Here is a 17,305-nt window from a genome sequence, read left to right as displayed (position 1 = left end):
ACCGGGCTCAACGCCTGCCGGACAACTCCCGGCGATCGCTCCGGGTCTTCCGGAGGGACGGAAACACGACGCCGTCCTCCTGCTCCATCTTGCGGCGCGCCAGGCGGCGGGTCCGCAGGATGCCGATCACCCCGATCGCCGCGACGGCGAACTGCACCGACATCGCGACCCGGAAATCAGCGATGTGATAGTCGGCACTCCCGCCGGTGCGGGCGTCCAGGATCAGTCCGATCAGCAAGATCGTGAGCAGTGAGGCGACAAAACCGCCCACGTTCACGACGCCGGTAGCCGTACCCAATCTGCTCGGTGGGTTGAAGGTCCTCGCGTAGTCGAAACCGATCATCGAGCCGGGGCCGCCGAGGCCGAGCGCGACGACAAGCAGCACGAGCAGCGCCATCGGCGCCTGACCGGGCCAGGCGATGACCAGTGCCCAGGCGCCCATGTTCGCGCCGACGATGCCGAGCACCAGCCAGGAACGCCGCAGCGGGTGCCGCTGGGTCAGCAAACCGAGCACCGGCCCGGACGCCATGCCGGTCAGCACGAAGACGATCAGCAGCGAGCTGGCCGCGCCCCGGCTCAGCCCCTCACCGGCGATCAGGAACGGGACACCCCACATCAGCGCGAAGACCGTACCGGTGAACTGGGTGGTGAAGTGCGTCCACAGGCCGAGTCTGGTACCGGGATGCCGCCACGCGCCGCTCAGGTCGGACCCGAGCCGTCGCCAGGTGATCGCGCCGCCGCTGTTCACCCGGCGTTCCGGCGTGTCGTGCAGAGCCGCGAACGCTACCAGCGCGACGAAGACCCCGGCGCCTGCGGCACCGGCGAAAGCGGTGGTCCAGCCAGGCCCGGCCAGCAGGGCAGCCAGGGGTACGGCGGACAGCAGCTGACCGATCTGTCCCACGATGCCGGTGACCTGGGTGAGCACCGGCACCCGTTTCGCCGGGAACCAGTGCGGCACCAGCCGCAGCACGCTGATGAACGTCATGGCATCGCCGGCGCCGACCAGGACCCGCGCCACGACCGCACCCGTCACATCGTCGGTGAACGCCATGAGCGTCTGCCCCGCCGCCATGAGCAGCGCACCGGAAAGCACCAGCCGCAGTGATCCGAATCGGTCGAGCAGCATCCCGACCGGGATCTGCAGGCCCGCGTACACAAGCAGCTGAAGCACCGCGAAGCTGGCAAGCGTGCTCGCGCCGATGTCGAAGCGGTGCTGGGCGTCGAGCCCGGCGACACCGAGCGAGGTCCGGTGCAGGACAGCGATGACGTACGCGGCGAGTCCGGCGGACCACACCGCCCAGGCCCGGGCTTCGGGACGCAGGGGCATGGTTCGCCTTTCGGTGGGACGGGGTAAGGGGGCACGCGCCCCCCAAGCCTTTCTCGCCGTCCCCGCCCCGACAACGTGCGTTTGTTCACTCAGGCGGTGAGGAGGTGTTTGTCGAGCCAGGTGAGGACCTCGCGGAGGTATTCGGCCCGGGAGGAGCGGTGCAGCAGCTCGTGGCCCTCGCCGGGGAACAGCAGATAGCGGTGCTCCACCCCACGCGACGCCAGAGCCTTCACCACCTGCTCGGCCTCGATCACCGGGACGTTGCTGTCGTTCTCCCCGTGTACCACCAGCAGCGGCGCCGACAGCTGGTCGATTCGCTTGATCGGGGACAGGTCGGCGAGCAGGTCCGCGTCCAGCACCGGGTCGCCGTACTTACTGACCGCTGCCGCGGCGATCCAGGGCTCTGTGTGCTGATAAAACGTGGAAAAGTTGGACATGCCGCAGACATCGACGCCCACCGCGAACAGCGACGGGAAAGTCGTCAGCGCCGCCAGCGTCAGATAACCGCCGTACGACCGCCCCATGCAGCCGACAGACCCGGCGATCCCGGAGTCCCGGAGGTAGGTGACACACGTCCGGACGTCCTCGATGGCCGCATAGCGCCGCGCCCCGTTGTCGGCGTCGACGAAGCTGCGCCCGAAGCCCGACGACCCCCGGACATTTGCCGCGAACACCGCGATGCCCCGGTTCACCAGCGACTGGAACAGCGGACCGTGGCCCGGCCGCTCCTGCGCCTCCGGCCCGCCGTGCAGCCACAGCACGGTCGGATGCGGTCCCGGCGCCGACGGCTGAAACAGCCATCCGGTCAGCGTCAACCCGTCGTGAGCGGGGAAGACCTCAAGCGTCGGCCGGACCGCGCCGGGCGAGGCCGGCTCGGCCGAGACCGCGCGGACCTCACCGCCCGACCGCACCCAGACGCCGTGCGGCTGCCCCGGCCCCTCCGCCGTGAACGCCAGCGCCGACCCGTCGAAACTCCACGCGAGCTCACCGACCACCAGACCCGGCAGCGGCGACACCGGCACCGGGACGCGATCTCCGTCGTGGTCCAGGCCGATCAGCGCGACTTCCGACTCCCCGCCGCGCACGTTCCACAGGACCGCAGCGGTACGCCCATCGGCGGTGATGGTGAAGTCCTCGACCTCACCCGGACCGTCCCGAAGACCGGTCAGCACCTCGACGGCATCCCCGGCGACCCGGATCAGAACAGGAACCTCGCCGTCCTGGCTGAGCGCGTAGACGTTGCCGCCACCAGGGCTGAACACGGCCCGCTCACCACGCGTGATCGGCTTCTCGACGCCTGTCGACAGGTCCCGCAGGACGATCTCACGACTGCCCCGCGGCCCGTACCGAAGAAGCGCGAAGCGTCCGGCCGGGTCCACGTCGAGGAGCGAGAGAAGGTCGCCGTGCGCGACCACCGTCCTGGTTCCGGCGACCACGTCGAGCAGGACGGCGGTGGTGAGGTTCTCGGTGAGCGCGAGCACCGGGCGGCCGGGCAGCCAGCGCATGTTCTCCGCGGTGTCGGCGCCGAAGCCGGCGACCTGATGCAGGTCGGAGCCGTCCGGGCGGACCAGCCAGACCTCGTGCCGGGGTGCGCCGCCGGGGGTGATCTCGCAGGCCAGCCAGCCGCCGCCGGAGGACCACCGCACCGCGGTGACCGGTTCGCCCCCGGTGTCGACGCGGAAGGTCAGCTCGCTGCCGACCGGCTGCACCCAGACGGCCGGGACGCCACCGCGGTCGGAGACGTACGCCAGGTGCCGGCCGTCGGGTGACAGCGCCGGCGACCAGTTGCCGGCGACCTCCGATTCGGTCCTGGGGCCGGATGGGCGGCTCCAGCCCACCGGCAGCACCGTGACGTCGATACGGCTGAGCTGACCTTCCATCCAGACCTCCTGCAATAGCTAAATGCCCTTGTCCTGCAACCACATCTCCAGCAGCGCCAGCTGCCACAACTGGTTCGCTCCGAGCGTCGTCCGCGGCGTGTTCGGATCAGCGAGCAACGCGTCGGTGTACTCGGTCCGGAACAGCCCCCGGTCCCGGGCGGCCGTCGCGTGCAGCGCGTCGCGCACCTTCTCCAGCATCGGGCCTTCGAGATGCCGGATGCCGGGAACCGGGAAGTATCCCTTCGGCCGGTCGATGACCTCGTCGGGGACCAGGCCACGCGCCGCGTCCTTGAGCACCCCCTTGCCGCCCTGCGCCAGTTTGACCTCCGGCGGGCACACCGCCGCGAACTCCACCAACTCGTGATCCAGGAACGGTACGCGTGCTTCCAGGCCCCACGCCATAGTCATGTTGTCCACCCGTTTGACCGGGTCGTCGACGAGCATCACCTGCGAGTCGAGGCGCAGTGCGGCATCGACCGCGGTGGTCGCCCCGGATCGAGCGAAACTCGCCGCCACGAACTCCAGCGACGGATCATTCTCGGTCAGCCACTCGGGATTGAGCTGTCGAGCGAGCTCGCCGTGCGGGCGGTCGAAGAACTCCTTCGCGTATGCCTCGACGGCCTTGTCGCGATCGACGCCGGCGAGGGGCGGGTACCAGCTGTATCCGGCGAGGATCTCGTCCGCGCCCTGCCCAGATTGCACGACCTTGACGTGCTTCGCCACATCTTCGCTGAGAAGGTTGAAGGCGATGCAGTCGTGACTCACCATCGGTTCGCTCATCGCCGCGACGGTCCGCTCGACGGCAGGCAGGAAGCGTTCCTGTCCGATCCTGATCTGGTGGTGCGTGGTGCCGAACTTCCGCGCGATCAGGTCCGAGTACTCGAACTCGTCACCGCTCTCGCCGCCGCCCGCGTCGAACCCGATGCTGAACGTGGTCAGCCCGGTCTGTCCCTGCTCGGCCAGCAGCGCCACGATGAAACTCGAGTCCAGGCCACCGGAGAGCAGCACGCCGACCGGCACGTCGGCGACCATCCGCCGTTCCACCGCGAGCCGGAGCCGTTCCCGCAGCTCTCCGGCCCAGTCCGCCGGCGCCACCTGCAACCGGGTGTGGTTCGCCTCCCAGTACACCCGCTCGGTGGACGTGCCATCCTTCTGGATCACCCGTACGGTGGCCGGCGGCAGCTTCCGGATCCCGGTCAGGATCGTGCGGGGGGCCGGGACGACCGAGTGGAACGTCATGTAGTGGTGCAGCGCCACCTTGTCGATGGTGGTGTCCGCGCCGCCCGCCGCCAGCAGCGCCGGCAGCGTCGAGGCGAACCGCAGTCGCCCCGGCGTCTCGGCGAGGTACATCGGCTTGATGCCGAGACGGTCCCGGGCCAGCGTGACGGTCCCGCTGGCGTGCTCGGCGATCGCGAACGCGAACATGCCCAGGAAACGCGTGACACAGTCGGCGCCCCAGCGGTGGTACGCCTTCAGGATCACCTCGGTGTCCGACGTCGAGAAGAACGTGTAGCCGTACCCCTGAAGCTCTTCTCGAAGCTCTTGATAGTTGTAGATGCAGCCGTTGAAGACCACGGTGAGCCCGAGCTGCTCGTCGGTCATCGGCTGGCGACCGTTCTCGGACAGATCGATGATCCGCAGCCGCCGGTGCCCGAAAGCCAGACGGCCGTCGTCCCAGAGTCCTTCGCCGTCCGGCCCCCGGCTCTGCAGACAGGGCATCATCCGGCGGACCGCTTCGGTGTCCGCGGGCCGGTCCCCGTAACAGATCTCGCCGGCTATCCCGCACATGTACGACCTCCTATGGTGGGTTTATCCGAGCAACCAGGTGTCCTTGGAGCCGCCGCCCCGCGATGAATTGACGATCATGCTGCCGGCCGGGGCGACCCTGGTCAGTGCCGCCGGGGCCACCGTCGAGTGCTTGCCGGTGAAGACGAACGCGCGCAGGTCCACGTGACGCGGCGCGAGCCGGTGACCGTCGAAGACCGGGTGGGTGGAGAGGTGCACCAGCTCCTGGGCCACCCAGCGGTGCGGGGCCGTCTGGATCTGCCGGCGCAGCGCGTCCAGCTCGTCGGCGCTGGCGTGCGGGCCGATCACGATCCGGTCGCCGCCGTAACCGTCGACCGGCTTGCAGACCAGCTCGTCCAGCCGGGACAGCACCTCGACCCGCTGGTCCGGGATGCCGCACAGGTACGTCGGCACGTCGGCCAGGATCGGCTTCTCACCCAGGTAGTACTCGATCATCTTGGGCACGTACGCGTACACGGCCTTGTCGTCGGCGATCCCGTTGCCGAGAGCGTTCGCCAGCACGATGGTGTCCGCGTGCAACGCGGAGACCAGGCTCGGTCCCAGCGGCATCCCGTCCGCACCCGGCGAGTGCACCAGGCTGTCCTCGCCCATCCGCAGATAGATCACGTCGACCGGATGACGGTGGCCGTCGCGCAGCCGCCACACCCGGCCCTCGTCGACGAAGATCTCGGTGCTGCGGCAGACCGGGACACCCATCGCCTCGGCGAGCATCTTGTGCTCGAACCAGGCCGAGTCGTCCGGGCCCTGGCTCAGCACCACGATCGCCGGCTCGTCCTGCGCGGCCGGTCCGGCCGCCTCCATCAGCACCCGCTTGAGCAGCTTGGGCGTGTCCTCGACCGAGAGCAGGTTCGCCGGTCGCGGCAGCTCCGGCAGAACACTCCAGGTCAGACGCCGGTTCTGCATGGCGTACGCGATACCGGACGGCACCCGCAGGTTGTCCTCCAGCACACACCACTCGTTCGTGACCGAGTCCAGCACCAGGTCGACACCGGCCACCTGGCACCGCACCGCCCGCCGCCGGATCAGGGCGCCGCTGGCCCGCAGCTCCGGCGAACCGTTCACCACCCACTCCGGTACGGCGCCGTCCCGCACGATCTGGCGTTCGCCGTAGACGTCGTTGAGGAACGCGTCGAGCGCCTGCACCCGCTGGGTGAGCCCGGTCCGCAGGTGACCCCAGTCGGCCGACGGGACGATCCGCGGTACCAGGTCGAACGGGAACAGCCGGGTCGCGGCCTCGCCGGCCACGCTGAACGTGATCCCGCGTGCCCGCTGCTCGTCGTCCCGCTTGTCCTCGCGCTGCCGCAGCCCGGTCGCGCCCAGTGCGGTCAGAACCGGCAGGATGCCCGCGTAACCCTGTGCCACCCGGCCGTCCGGGAAGGCCTCGTCGCCGCTCTCGCCGTACGTCTCGAGACGGTCCGGCGCCGGGGTGCCGGCCGGGCCGGTCCCGACCACGCCGCCACGGGTGTCCGCGACGAGCAGGTCCACCACGTCGGCGAGCCGGCCGCGCCGGGCCAGCGCGCGGCGTTGCCGGGCCGCCGAACTGCCCCGGCTCAGCGCACGCAGCGACAGGTCGAAGACCTGTTCCCAGTCACCGAGCTCCTCCAGCTGCGGGCGCAGCTCACCGATCAGCCGCTCGACCGCCACCGCGGCCGGAACCGGAACGGGGGAGCGCGGCAGGTCCAGGAGATCACCCTCCAGCCCGGACCTGGCCGCCCGCCACATCGCCGCCCGGTGCAGCGGCGGCCGGGCCGACGGCATCGGCTCACCGGCCCGGTGGTCCTGCAGCGCCCGCAGCACCAGACCCCGGAACAGGCCGGCGATCAGCACGACCGTCTCGGTGTCCGGGCTCGCGTCGGTCACCCGCAGTTCCACGGTCGGCACGTGCGCCGACGGCCGGACGTCGAAGTAGACCATCTTCGGGTCGCTGATCGTCCCGGAGGCGATCAGGTCGCTGACCAGCTCCTCGTGCTCGGCCGCCGAGTCCAGCGGTCCGCTGTCGCCGGCCGTCGGCCAGCGCATCCAGACCAGGGAACGGACGCTGGCGTACCCGGAGTCCTCACCCATCCAGTACGGCGAGCTGGCGGAGAGCGCGAGCAGCACCGGCAGCACCGGCGACACCCGCTGGGTCACCGCGACCGCCTCGTCCCGGTCGGCTACACCGACGTGCACCTGGGTGCCGCAGATCAGCTGCTCACGGACGAGCATCTGATATTCGTGCAGCATCCGGTGATATCGGCTGGTCGGCGTCACCGGCAGCCGGTCCAGGTCGACCAGCGGAACCGTGCCGGCCGCGACCAGGCCCAGGCCCAGCGACTCGGCCACCGCGATCGCCGACCGGCGGCGCTCGGTGATGCCGGTCCGCAGACCGTCCAGCGTGTCGCTCACCGGCGTGTTCGTCTCCACCACGGAGCGGTGCAGCTCAGCGGAGAAGTGCGCGGCGTCCAACCGGTCCAAGATCTCAGGGGCCTGGGGTACGAGTTCGCGCGTACCCAGATCGACGACGTGGAGCTCTTCCTCCACCCCGAGCGTCAGGTCAGTCTTGCGTCCTTCTGGCATGGCGTCCGCAGGACTGGCTGCCTGAAGAGAATCCGTCATCGACCGCCTCCGAATGAGTTCCGGCAAAGGGTTCGTATCCGCCGGAGCTTTCCCATTTGATGTAGCGAATCTGTGACGTGCCCGTTTCGCGCGCTCGCCAAGCATTACTGCGTGCATGAGGAACGTCTCGTCCTGGGGTAGGTGCCGACCGGCCGGTCCGGCGCGTGCCGGAGATGTGTAACCTCGGCCGGTGGCTGGTTTGTGCGTCTCACGGAGGTCCTGATGAGCAGCGTCGTCGTAATCACCGGATCGGCCGGCCTGATCGGGTCCGAGGCGGTCCGGCACTTCGCCGGCCTCGGCATGGACGTGGTCGGCCTCGACAACGACATGCGCGGATACTTCTTCGGCGCCGACGGCTCCACCAAGGGAAACCTGGAGCGGCTGACCAAGGAGATCGGCGACCGGTACACCCACCACGGCATCGACATCCGGGACCGCGAGGGACTCGACAAGCTCTTTGCCGGCCTCGGCAAGAACATCGGCCTGGTCATCCACGCCGCCGCGCAGCCGAGCCACGACTGGGCCGCCCGCGAGCCGTTCACCGACTTCGACGTCAACGCGGTCGGCACGATCAACATGCTCGAGGCGACTCGGCGGCACGCCAAGGACGCCCCGTTCATCTTCACCTCGACCAACAAGGTCTACGGCGACCTGCCGAACTCGCTGCCGCTGATCGAGCAGGACACCCGCTGGGAACTCCCGGCCGACCACAAGTGGTACGACGGCATCGACGAGACCATGTCGATCGACCAGTGCCTGCACTCCGTCTTCGGCGCGTCGAAGGTCGCCGCCGACGTGATGGTCCAGGAGTACGGCCGGTACTTCGACATGCCCACCGCGGTCTTCCGGGGTGGCACGCTCACTGGACCGGGTCACTCCGCTGCCGAACTGCACGGCTTCCTCGCGTACGTGATGCGCTGCGTGATGGAGCAGCGCCTGTACCGGATCTTCGGCTACAAGGGCAAGCAGGTCCGCGACGCCATCCACTCCAGCGACCTGGTGTCGGCGTTCGAGGCGTTCCACTCCGCGCCGCGCGTCGCCGAGGTCTACAACATGGGCGGCGGCCGCACCTCGAACTGCAGCGTCCTGGAGGCGTTCCAGATCGCCTCGTCGATCGCCGGTGTCGAGGCACAGACCGAGTACGTCCCGGAGAACCGCGTCGGCGACCACCAGTGGTGGATCAGCAGCACGGCCCGCTTCGAGGAGCACTACCCGGACTGGAGCGTCAAGTACGACGTCCCGATGATCCTCCAGGACATGTACGAGTCCAACAAAGAACTCTGGAAGCCCTGACCCTGCTTTTCCCCGGCGCGCCGCACCACCCTCTGCGCCCTGGCCTGTCCGCGCGCCCTGGCCTGTCCGCGCGCCCTGCTTCCCCTGCGTCCGGCGATCTTGTGAGCTTGTGGTTGCCATGCGGGCAGAAGCGTCCCGCGTCGCACGTAACGCGCGGTTGGCGTGGATGAGGTCGCACGCAGCCGCACGGTGCGATTTCATCTACGCCAGGGCCGAGACAGGAGCTCACCTAGGCACTCGGTGATTCCTCATCACCGCTGCCGCCTCCGTGCGTGTGCCCGCATCTCGGCTCGGCCAGCCCTCCCGGCCACACGTCCGGTCCAGCTACGCCAAATGCTCGCCGTCCGCGCTGCCCCATCCACGCTGCCCGCCGTCCGCGCTGCCCGTCGTCCGTGCTGCCCGTCGTCCGTGCTGCCCGTCGTCCGTGCTGCCCGCCGTCCGTGCTGCCCGCCGTCCGTGCTGCTTGGTTCAGCGCGGGGCGAGCCGTCGCTTATGTAGGTCATCTAGGCCGATGACCTCTTTCGGCTACGGCTCACCCGCGAAGTGCGGCTTGGCGCTTGGCGGCTTGCGCGTGCCGGCGGCGTGCCGGCGGGCGACGGCCAACGGGCGGCGGGCGTGCGAGCGACGGGCCGTGGGCGTGCGGGCGGCAGGCCGTGGGCGTGCGGGCGACGGGCCGTGGGCGTGCGGGCGACGGGCCGTGGGCGTGCGGGCGGCAGGCCGTGGGCGTGCGGGTGACGGGCCGTGGGCGTGCGGGCGGCGGGCCGTGGGTGGTGGGTGGTGAGGTGCCTTGGGTCTCGGCTGGTGGGAACGGGGCGGGGGTGGGGAAGCGGGGCGTTGGTGGGCCTTGGAGGGCTTGAGCGGGCGTTGGGGCGTTTTGTGGGGTTTGTGGTCACTGGGCTACGCCAGAGGAGGATCTTCAGCCTTGATGCATCCTCGCCGGAGGATCTTCAAATCCTTGCCTGATTGGCCGAGTGATCTGCGGGGGCCCTGGTGGGGCGGTGATCCACAAGTTGCTGGGATGTCCCTGAGTGCCAGGCGGCAGTTTGCTGTGTTTTGCAAGTAAGGGCCGGTTGCGTAATGACCCGTTAACCATTATTAGGTATTTTGCTGAAATGTCCGACTTGACGCAGTTGTTGCGCCGGGACTTGCCGGCGTCCATCGTCGTGTTCCTGATCGCCATTCCGTTGTCGCTGGGTATCGCAGCGGCATCCGGGGCCCCGCTGTTGGCGGGGTTGGTCGCCGCGGTTGTCGGCGGCATCGTCGCGGGCGCCCTAGGTGGCGCTCCATTGCAGGTGAGCGGCCCGGCTGCCGGTCTCACCGTGATTGTGGCCGGGGCCGTGGCGGAGTTCGGATTCGCCGGCACGGCCGCGATCGTCGCGGTCGCCGGGCTCATCCAGATCCTGCTCGGCGTGTCCCGGATGGGCCGCGCCGCCCTCGCCCTCTCACCCGCCGTCGTGCACGGCATGCTGGCCGGTATCGGCCTGGTCATCGCGGTGAGCCAAATCCACGTGCTGCTCGGTGGCGCGCCACAGAGCTCCGCCTGGCAGAACCTGCGGGACCTTCCCGCGCAGATCGCCACCCATCACGGGGTCGCCGCGCTGCTCGGCGGGCTGACCGTGGCGATTCTGATCATCTGGCCGCGCGTCGTGAAAATCTCCCTGCTCCCGGCTGCCCTGGTGGCGGTGGTGTCGATGACGGCGCTGGCCGTCGCGATCGGCGCCGACGTGGAGCGGGTCAACCTGCCGGACGAACCGCTGTCCAACCTGATCCAGCCGGCCTGGCCTGACGCCCCGCTGCGTGAGATCGCGATCGCCGCCATCACGATCGCGCTGGTCGCGAGCGTGGAGTCGCTGCTGTCGGCGGTGGCGGTGGACCGGATGCATGACGGTCCGCGGGCCAGCCTGAACCGGGAACTCGTCGGTCAGGGTGCCGCGAACACGATCTCCGGCCTGCTCGGTGGCCTGCCGGTGACCGGGGTGATCGTGCGGTCGTCGACGAATGTGGCGGCGGGTGCGCGTACCCGGGCCTCGTCGATCATGCACGGGCTCTGGATCGCAGCGTTCGTGCTGCTCTTCGCCGGTCTGCTGGAGACCATCCCGATGGCGGTGCTTGCGGCCGTGCTGATCGTGGTGGGTCTGCGGCTGGTCAGCCTGGCGCAGATCAAGACCTATGCCCGGCACCGGGAGCTGCCGACGTACATGGTCACCGCGCTCGGGGTGGTCTTCACCGACCTGCTGACCGGTGTCGCGCTCGGCATGATCACCGCGGCCGTGCTGATCCTGTGGCGGCTCACCCGTTGCGAGATCCGCCGGGTGCAGCAGGCCGATGGCGAGTGGCTCGTCACGATCACCGGAACCCTGGCGTTCGTCGAGTCGGCGCGGCTCATCCGTGAGCTGGGTGCGCTGCCGAACGCCGCGAAGGTCGACGTCGAGCTGCACCTGGACTACCTGGACCACGGCGCCTTCGAGACGATCCGGGACTGGCAGGAGGCCTACGAGCGCTCCGGCGGCCATGTCCGGATCCGGGAGGTGCACGACTCCTGGTTCTCGCAGGCGACGTCCGGGCGGCTGGGCGGCGGTAAACGTACGCCCCGGCTGGTCGGTTCCTGGTCGCGCTGGCAGGGCATGGATCACCAGCGCCGGGACGCCATGGCGGCCGGCATCGCCGAGTTCGAGCGTTCGGTCGCCCCGATGGTCCGGCCGCACCTGGCCGACCTGGCCCGGGACGGTCAGAGCCCGGAGCAGCTCTTCATCACCTGCGCCGACTCGCGCCTGGTGCCGAACCTGATCACCGCGAGCGGTCCGGGTGATCTGTTCTGCGTGCGCAACGTCGGCAACATCGTGCCGCCGCACGGCACAGCCGACTCCTCGGCCGGTGCGGCGATCGAGTACGCGGTGGACGTCCTGGGCGTCTCCACGATCACCGTCTGCGGTCACTCCGGCTGCGGCGCGGTGCGCGCTCTGATGAGCGACGCCGCCGGGAAAGGCTCGGCCCTGGGCGATTGGCTCGCTCTTTCAGGGGTACGGTTCACCGACTCCAGCGACGAGGAACAGTGCTGCACCGACAACGTGATGCAGCAGCTGGCGAACCTGCGGACGTACCCGACGGTCCGGGCTGCCGAGGCGGCCGGCCGTCTCCGGCTCACCGGTCTCTTCTTCGACCTGGCCGAGGCCCGGATGTACGAAGTGGACCCGGATCTGGGCGCCCGCCCGATGGCCGTCCGCCCGCCCAGCACGCAGAGCGGCAGTCCCGAGAACAGTGAGGACGACCGCCTCACCGGCGCCGCCGCGTAGCTGTCACGACCCAAAGGGCCCGCGCCGGGATCGGCGCGGGCCCCCTTCACGGGAAAACTAGTTCCGGGTGATCGTGAACGTGCTTGTCGGGTTCTCGATGTCGCGGAAGTTGTTGCTCATCTGCAGGTTGTTGAAGGTCACCGAGCCGACCGCGGGACCCTGCCCGGCCTCCGGCAGCGGGTTGGCCCAGATGCCGTAACCGGACTTGGCGTCGTACTGATCGCCGCTCTTCTGCGCCCCGGTGATCGTGACGTTGGTGAAGATGGTGTCCTTGATGATGTTCTGCGGCTGACCACCGACGTAGTTGGTCTGGAACATGATCCCGGAGTACGTCGGGTCGACGATGTCGACGTTGCTGACCCGGATGCCCTGGAACACCTTCGACGCGCTGAACACCCAGATCGCCGGGAAGACCTGAGCGCCCCAGAAGTGGCCGCCCGCCCGCACGATCGAGATGTTGTCGAAGCTGGTCGGCGGGGAAGCGCCGAACCCGTTCATCGGGTACCCGAAGTCGAGCGAGCTGATCGTGATGCCCGAGTAGACCAGGGTGTCCGCGATGTAGATGTTCTTGAACGTGTTGGCGTAACCGCCGTAGACCGCGAGGCCGGCGGCGCGCCAGGTCAGGATCGACGTGAGGTTGGAGAAGACGTTGTTGATCTCGTCCGCGCCGCCCGCGTCGATCGCCGAGAACAGCGCGAAGCTGTCGTCGCCGGTGGCCCGGGCCTCGTTGTTGTCGACCAGGTTGTCGGTGCTGCCGTTGGTCATGTTCACACCGTCGGCGAACGTGTTCCGGATCCGCGAGTTGGTGATCTTCATGCGGTCCGTGTTGGCGCCCCAGTAGAGACAGACCACGTGCTCGGCCCAGATGTTGTCGATCGTGACGTCGGCGACGTTGGCGAAGTCGAACACCTTGCCGGGGCCGTCGATGCGGATCGTGTAGTTGCCGAAGAACGCGAAGTTCGCGAACGTCGACCCGTTGGCGGTGGCGTCGGCCCGGAAGCCGGCGTCCGTCTCGGTCTGGCTGTCCGGGGTACGGAACCGGGTGAACCACGGCCCGGCGCCGACCACCTTGATCGACCGGCCGTAGACCTGGAACTTGTTCGAGGTGGAGTAGTCACCGGCCGGCAGGTACACACCGAGCTTCGAGGTGTCCTGGCGAGCGGAGTCCAGCGCGTTCTGCACCGACTGCTGATCGAAACCGGCCGGCACGACATAGCGAGCCGCATCCGGGTTCGGCAGGGCCGCGACCTGCTCGGTGTTGATGAAGTCGATCGCGATGTTGCCCGAGTTCGCGGCGTCCTTCTGCAGCTTGATCGTGCTGCCGGCCGGGAACGAACCGGTCAGCATGATGTTCGCCTCGTCGTAGATGTGCCGCGGCCCGGTGCCGGAGTTCTGCGGCGCCGCCTCGTTGCCGTACAGCCACGCGAACCGCGAGGTCAGCGGCAGCGTCTTGTTGAGCGAGCCGTTCACATAGACGTTCACCGAACTGGAAGATCCATCCGGGATCGAGAAGCGCGCGACCACCGTGTTCGTCGCGGCCCGGGTGGTCCACTGCACGTAGGCGCCGGTCGCGTTGAGCGTCACGGCCTTGCGGCCGGAAGCCTCACCAGCAAGATCACCAACGGTACGGTTGGGTCCGACGACCGCCGCGCCGCCACCGGTCTGCCCGTCCTCGGCCTCGTAGAAGTCGAACGGCATGTTGGCGCCGCGACCCACGAAGAACGGCTTCTCACTGGTGTTGTTCGCCTGCTTGACCGGCAGTTCGTTGCCGTCGTTCGCGATTACCGTGCGGACCGTGTAGCGGCCGTTTGCCGCGGTCCAGGTGCCCAGGTTGATCGCGGGGGAGGAAGCGCCGGCGGCGAGCGTGCCGGTCCAGGAACCGGTCAGCGTCCGGACCACCGTCGAGCCGTTCAGCACGGTCAGCGTGATGTTGTGCGCGCCACCGGCCGAGGCGGCCGAGCCCTGGTTGCGAAGGGTCACCGAGAACGTGACGGTGTTGCCGGCCGCCGGGGTGCCCGGGGACCAGCTGACCGCCGAGGTGACCAGGTCGGAGCTGCTCACCGGGGTGACGACCAGTGCCGACGGGTGGGTCCAGCTGTTGTTCGCCTCGTTGGTCTCAAGGACCGTGTTCGCCTCGTCGACCTTCGCGGACAGCTGGTAACTGCCCGCGTCACGGGCGCCGATGTTCACCGAGACGGTCGTCGAAGCACCGGCCGCGAGAGCTGGAACCGCTACGGTGCCCGCTCTGGGCGTACCGACGTAGAAGTTGACGTTTGTGGCCGCGGACGCGGCGGAGCCCGCGTTACGCACCGTGGCTGACGCGGTGATCGCGTCGGTTTCCACCGGCGCGGCGGGAGTGAAGCCGGTCGAGGTGATCGTGAGATCCGGGTTGGGCGCCCAGGAGCCGTAGGCCTGCACCTCGGCGACCTGACCGCTCGGCGCACCGCTGTTCGCGGTGAAGGAAAGACGCAGGTCAGAGACGGTCGCGCTGACCGGAATGGTCACCGTGTTGCCACTCGCGGGATTGAATGTGTACGCCGCACCGGCCTTCACGGTCGTGAAAGAGGTAGCCGACTGCTCCCGTCCCAGGATCGCGAAGCTCTGGGTCCGGGTGCCCCACGCGCTGCTCGGGTTGAGCTTGACGACGACCGAGGTCAGAGCCGCGTTGGCGCCAAGCTTCGTGGTGAGCGTGGCCGGGTACGCGCCACCCTCCCAGTAGGTGTTGGTGTCCTCGTCGTTCGCGTTGGTGGCGACGAACGTGTGCACCGTCGACGACGCCTCGATCGGCTTCTTGGCCGCGAGGTTCGTGCCGGTCGGCGGCGGGGTCGTGGGGTCCGGATCCGGGTCGGGGTTGCCGCCGGTCGGGCCGTAGACCTCCAGCTCGGAGATCTGACCGGCCGGCCAGCCGGTGTTGCCGGTGATCGTCAGCCGGACGTAGCGGACGTTCGCCGTGCTGAAGTCGATCGTCACGGTGTTTGCCGAAGCCGGGCTGAAGACGTAACCCGCGCTGGCCTTGAGCGTGCTGAACGATGAGCCGTTGGTGCTGCCCTGCACGGTCAGCGTCTGCGTGCGGGTGGCCCACGCGGTTGCCGGCGGCAGTTTCAGGATGGCCTGGTTGACGTCGGTGGCGGCGCCGAGGTCGACCTGGAGCCACTGCGGGAAGGCGTTGTTCGCGCTCTCCCAGTACGTGTTCGCGTTGCTGTCACCGGCGTTGCCGGCGCCGTAGACGTCCGAGGTGCTGCTGGCGGTGAACGTCTTTCCGGCGGCCAGGTTGGGTCCGGCCGCCGATGCTGCCGGCGCGTGGACGAGCGCGGCGACAAAAGTGGCCGCGGCCGTCGCGGCGATGATCCTTCGTCGTAGTCGAGACATCTTGGGGAGCGCCTCTCTGAACGGGGACGGGGGTGGTGCACGCCGGGCGTCACCGGCGGTGGACCCGTGACGCCCGGACGACTGTTCTCGAAAGGGCTGCGGCTGTCTTAAAGCCGCAGCCAGGCGGCGGTGTCCACGGGGAGGAGACCACCGTCGTCGAGAGGACCGCTGAGCAGCAGCGGAGTGGTTCCGGCCGGCAGCGGGATCGGGCCGCCGGACAGGTTCAGCACGCAGGCGAAGTCCGGCCCGCGGGTGTACGCGAGCACGTCCGGGTCGCCGTCGAGCCAGGTCATCGCGGGCGCGTGCAGCCCCGGCTCGGCCCGGCGCAGGGTGATCGCCGCGCGGTACAGCTCCAGCATCGAGCTGGGGTCGCCGGTCTGCGCCTGGACGGTCCGGTCCTTCCACTCGGCGGGCTGCGGAAGCCACGGGTCACCCTCGGTGAAGGTGTAGGGCGGCTCGTCGCCGGACCACGGCAGGGGAACCCGGCAGCCGTCCCGGGTGTGGCCGCGTCGCGCGTACATCGGGTCCTGAATTTGATCTTCCGGAATGTTCTCGTTCTCCCAGAGACCGAGCTCTTCGCCCTGGTAGACGTAGGCGGAGCCGGGCAGTGAGAGGGACAGCAGCGCGGCGGCCCGGGCCCGGCGGGTGCCCAGCGTGAGGTCCACCGGCGTGCCGTCGAGGTTGTTGTCGAAGCTGAACGTGGTGTCGGCACGGCCGTACCGGGTCACGTGCCGGGTGACGTCGTGATTCGAGAGAACCCAGGTGGGCGGCGCGCCCACCGTCGCATGGGCTTCGAGGGTACGGTCGACGCACGCCCGCATGAGCGCCGGATCCCAGGCACAGCCGAGGAAGTCGAAGTTGAACGCGGCGTGCAGCTCGTCCGGGCGCAGGTAATTGGTGAAACGGTCCACCTCGGGCATCCAGACCTCGCCGATCAGCGCCCGGTCGGGATATTCGTCGGCCACCCGCCGCCACGAGCGGTACACGTCATGCACGGCGTCCAGGTCGTGGAACGGGTGCGGGGCGCCGTCGGTCACCTCGGGAAACGTCGTGTCCTTGAAGAGCAGCGCCGCCGAGTCGATCCGGATGCCGTCGACACCCCTGTCGAACCAGAACCGCAGGATGCTCTCGAACTCTTTCCGGACGTCCGGGTGCTCCCAGTTGAGGTCGGGCTGCTCCGGGGTGAACAGATGCAGGTACCAATCACCGTCGGGTGCCTGGGTCCAGGTGGTGCCGCCGAACTCCCCGGTCCATTTAGTAGGCATTTTTCCGTCTTTACCGGGACGGAACCAGAAGTAGTCTCGCTCCGGTGCGTCCGGCGAGGCCAGGGCGGCCTGGAACCACGGGTGCGCGCTGGAGATGTGGTTCGGGACGATGTCGACGATGAGCTTGATGCCGGCCGCGTGCGCTTCGGCGACGAGCGCCTCCGCCTCGGCGAGGCTGCCGAAGACCGGGTCGATGTCGCGGAAGTCGGCGACGTCGTATCCGGCATCCGCCATCGGCGACGGGTACCAGGGGCTCATCCAGATGGCGTCGACCCCGAGGTCGCGCAGGTGCCCCAGACGGGCACGGATGCCACCGATGTCGCCGACACCATCGCCGTTCGAGTCGGCGAAGCTTCGGGGGTACACCTGGTAGATCACCGCGCTCTTCCACCAAGAGGACACGAGCACCTGCTTTCTGCGACGTTTTTGGGCGTGCTGAACCTGGCGGACCACATCGTCCACCCCGATAAATCCGGA

At 69.0% G+C, this 17,305-nt stretch carries 8 protein-coding genes; 2 read left to right on the top strand and 6 right to left on the bottom strand.

Features of this window, described 5'->3' with window-relative positions; genetic code table 11:
- Nucleotides 1–7: 7 nt before the first annotated feature.
- From ACQP2E_RS31085 to ACQP2E_RS31070, 4 genes are all read right to left on the bottom strand, one after another.
- Nucleotides 8–1,327, bottom strand: a complete 1,320-nt coding sequence (locus ACQP2E_RS31085; RefSeq protein ID WP_433826502.1) for an MFS transporter — start codon at nt 1,325–1,327, stop codon at nt 8–10.
- An 89-nt stretch (nt 1,328–1,416) separates the two neighbouring features.
- The gene (locus ACQP2E_RS31080) at nt 1,417–3,207 is read right to left on the bottom strand and encodes a S9 family peptidase (RefSeq protein WP_433826501.1); all 1,791 of its coding nucleotides are present in this window, start codon (nt 3,205–3,207) and stop codon (nt 1,417–1,419) included.
- 18 nt (nt 3,208–3,225) lie between these two features.
- On the bottom strand, nt 3,226–4,995 hold the full coding sequence (locus ACQP2E_RS31075; protein ID WP_433826500.1) for an N-acetylglutaminylglutamine amidotransferase: 1,770 nt from the start codon (nt 4,993–4,995) through the stop codon (nt 3,226–3,228).
- A gap of 21 nt (nt 4,996–5,016) precedes the next feature.
- On the bottom strand, nt 5,017–7,608 hold the full coding sequence (locus tag ACQP2E_RS31070; protein ID WP_433826499.1) for a glutamate--cysteine ligase: 2,592 nt from the start codon (nt 7,606–7,608) through the stop codon (nt 5,017–5,019).
- Between the two features lie 222 nt (nt 7,609–7,830).
- Between ACQP2E_RS31070 and ACQP2E_RS31065 the strand changes: the two genes are divergently transcribed.
- Nucleotides 7,831–8,901: an NAD-dependent epimerase/dehydratase family protein gene (locus ACQP2E_RS31065; protein WP_433826498.1), complete on the top strand. Its 1,071-nt coding sequence runs from the start codon at nt 7,831–7,833 to the stop codon at nt 8,899–8,901.
- 1,112 nt (nt 8,902–10,013) lie between these two features.
- Nucleotides 10,014–12,194, top strand: a complete 2,181-nt coding sequence (locus ACQP2E_RS31060; protein ID WP_433826497.1) for a bifunctional SulP family inorganic anion transporter/carbonic anhydrase — start codon at nt 10,014–10,016, stop codon at nt 12,192–12,194.
- A gap of 57 nt (nt 12,195–12,251) precedes the next feature.
- On the opposite strand, the gene ACQP2E_RS31055 is transcribed toward ACQP2E_RS31060, so the two are convergent.
- Both ACQP2E_RS31055 and ACQP2E_RS31050 read right to left on the bottom strand, forming a co-directional pair.
- A complete protein-coding gene (locus ACQP2E_RS31055; protein ID WP_433826496.1) occupies nt 12,252–15,563 on the bottom strand; it encodes a discoidin domain-containing protein in 3,312 nt (1,103 codons plus the stop codon).
- Between the two features lie 107 nt (nt 15,564–15,670).
- Nucleotides 15,671–17,230, bottom strand: a complete 1,560-nt coding sequence (locus ACQP2E_RS31050; protein WP_433826495.1) for a glycoside hydrolase family 13 protein — start codon at nt 17,228–17,230, stop codon at nt 15,671–15,673.
- Nucleotides 17,231–17,305 lie beyond the last annotated feature (75 nt).

It is taken from the genome of Actinoplanes sp. CA-015351, assembly GCF_050955685.1.
In the GTDB taxonomy this organism is placed as follows: domain Bacteria; phylum Actinomycetota; class Actinomycetes; order Mycobacteriales; family Micromonosporaceae; genus Actinoplanes.
This window is presented reverse-complemented; position numbering and strand designations above follow the sequence as displayed.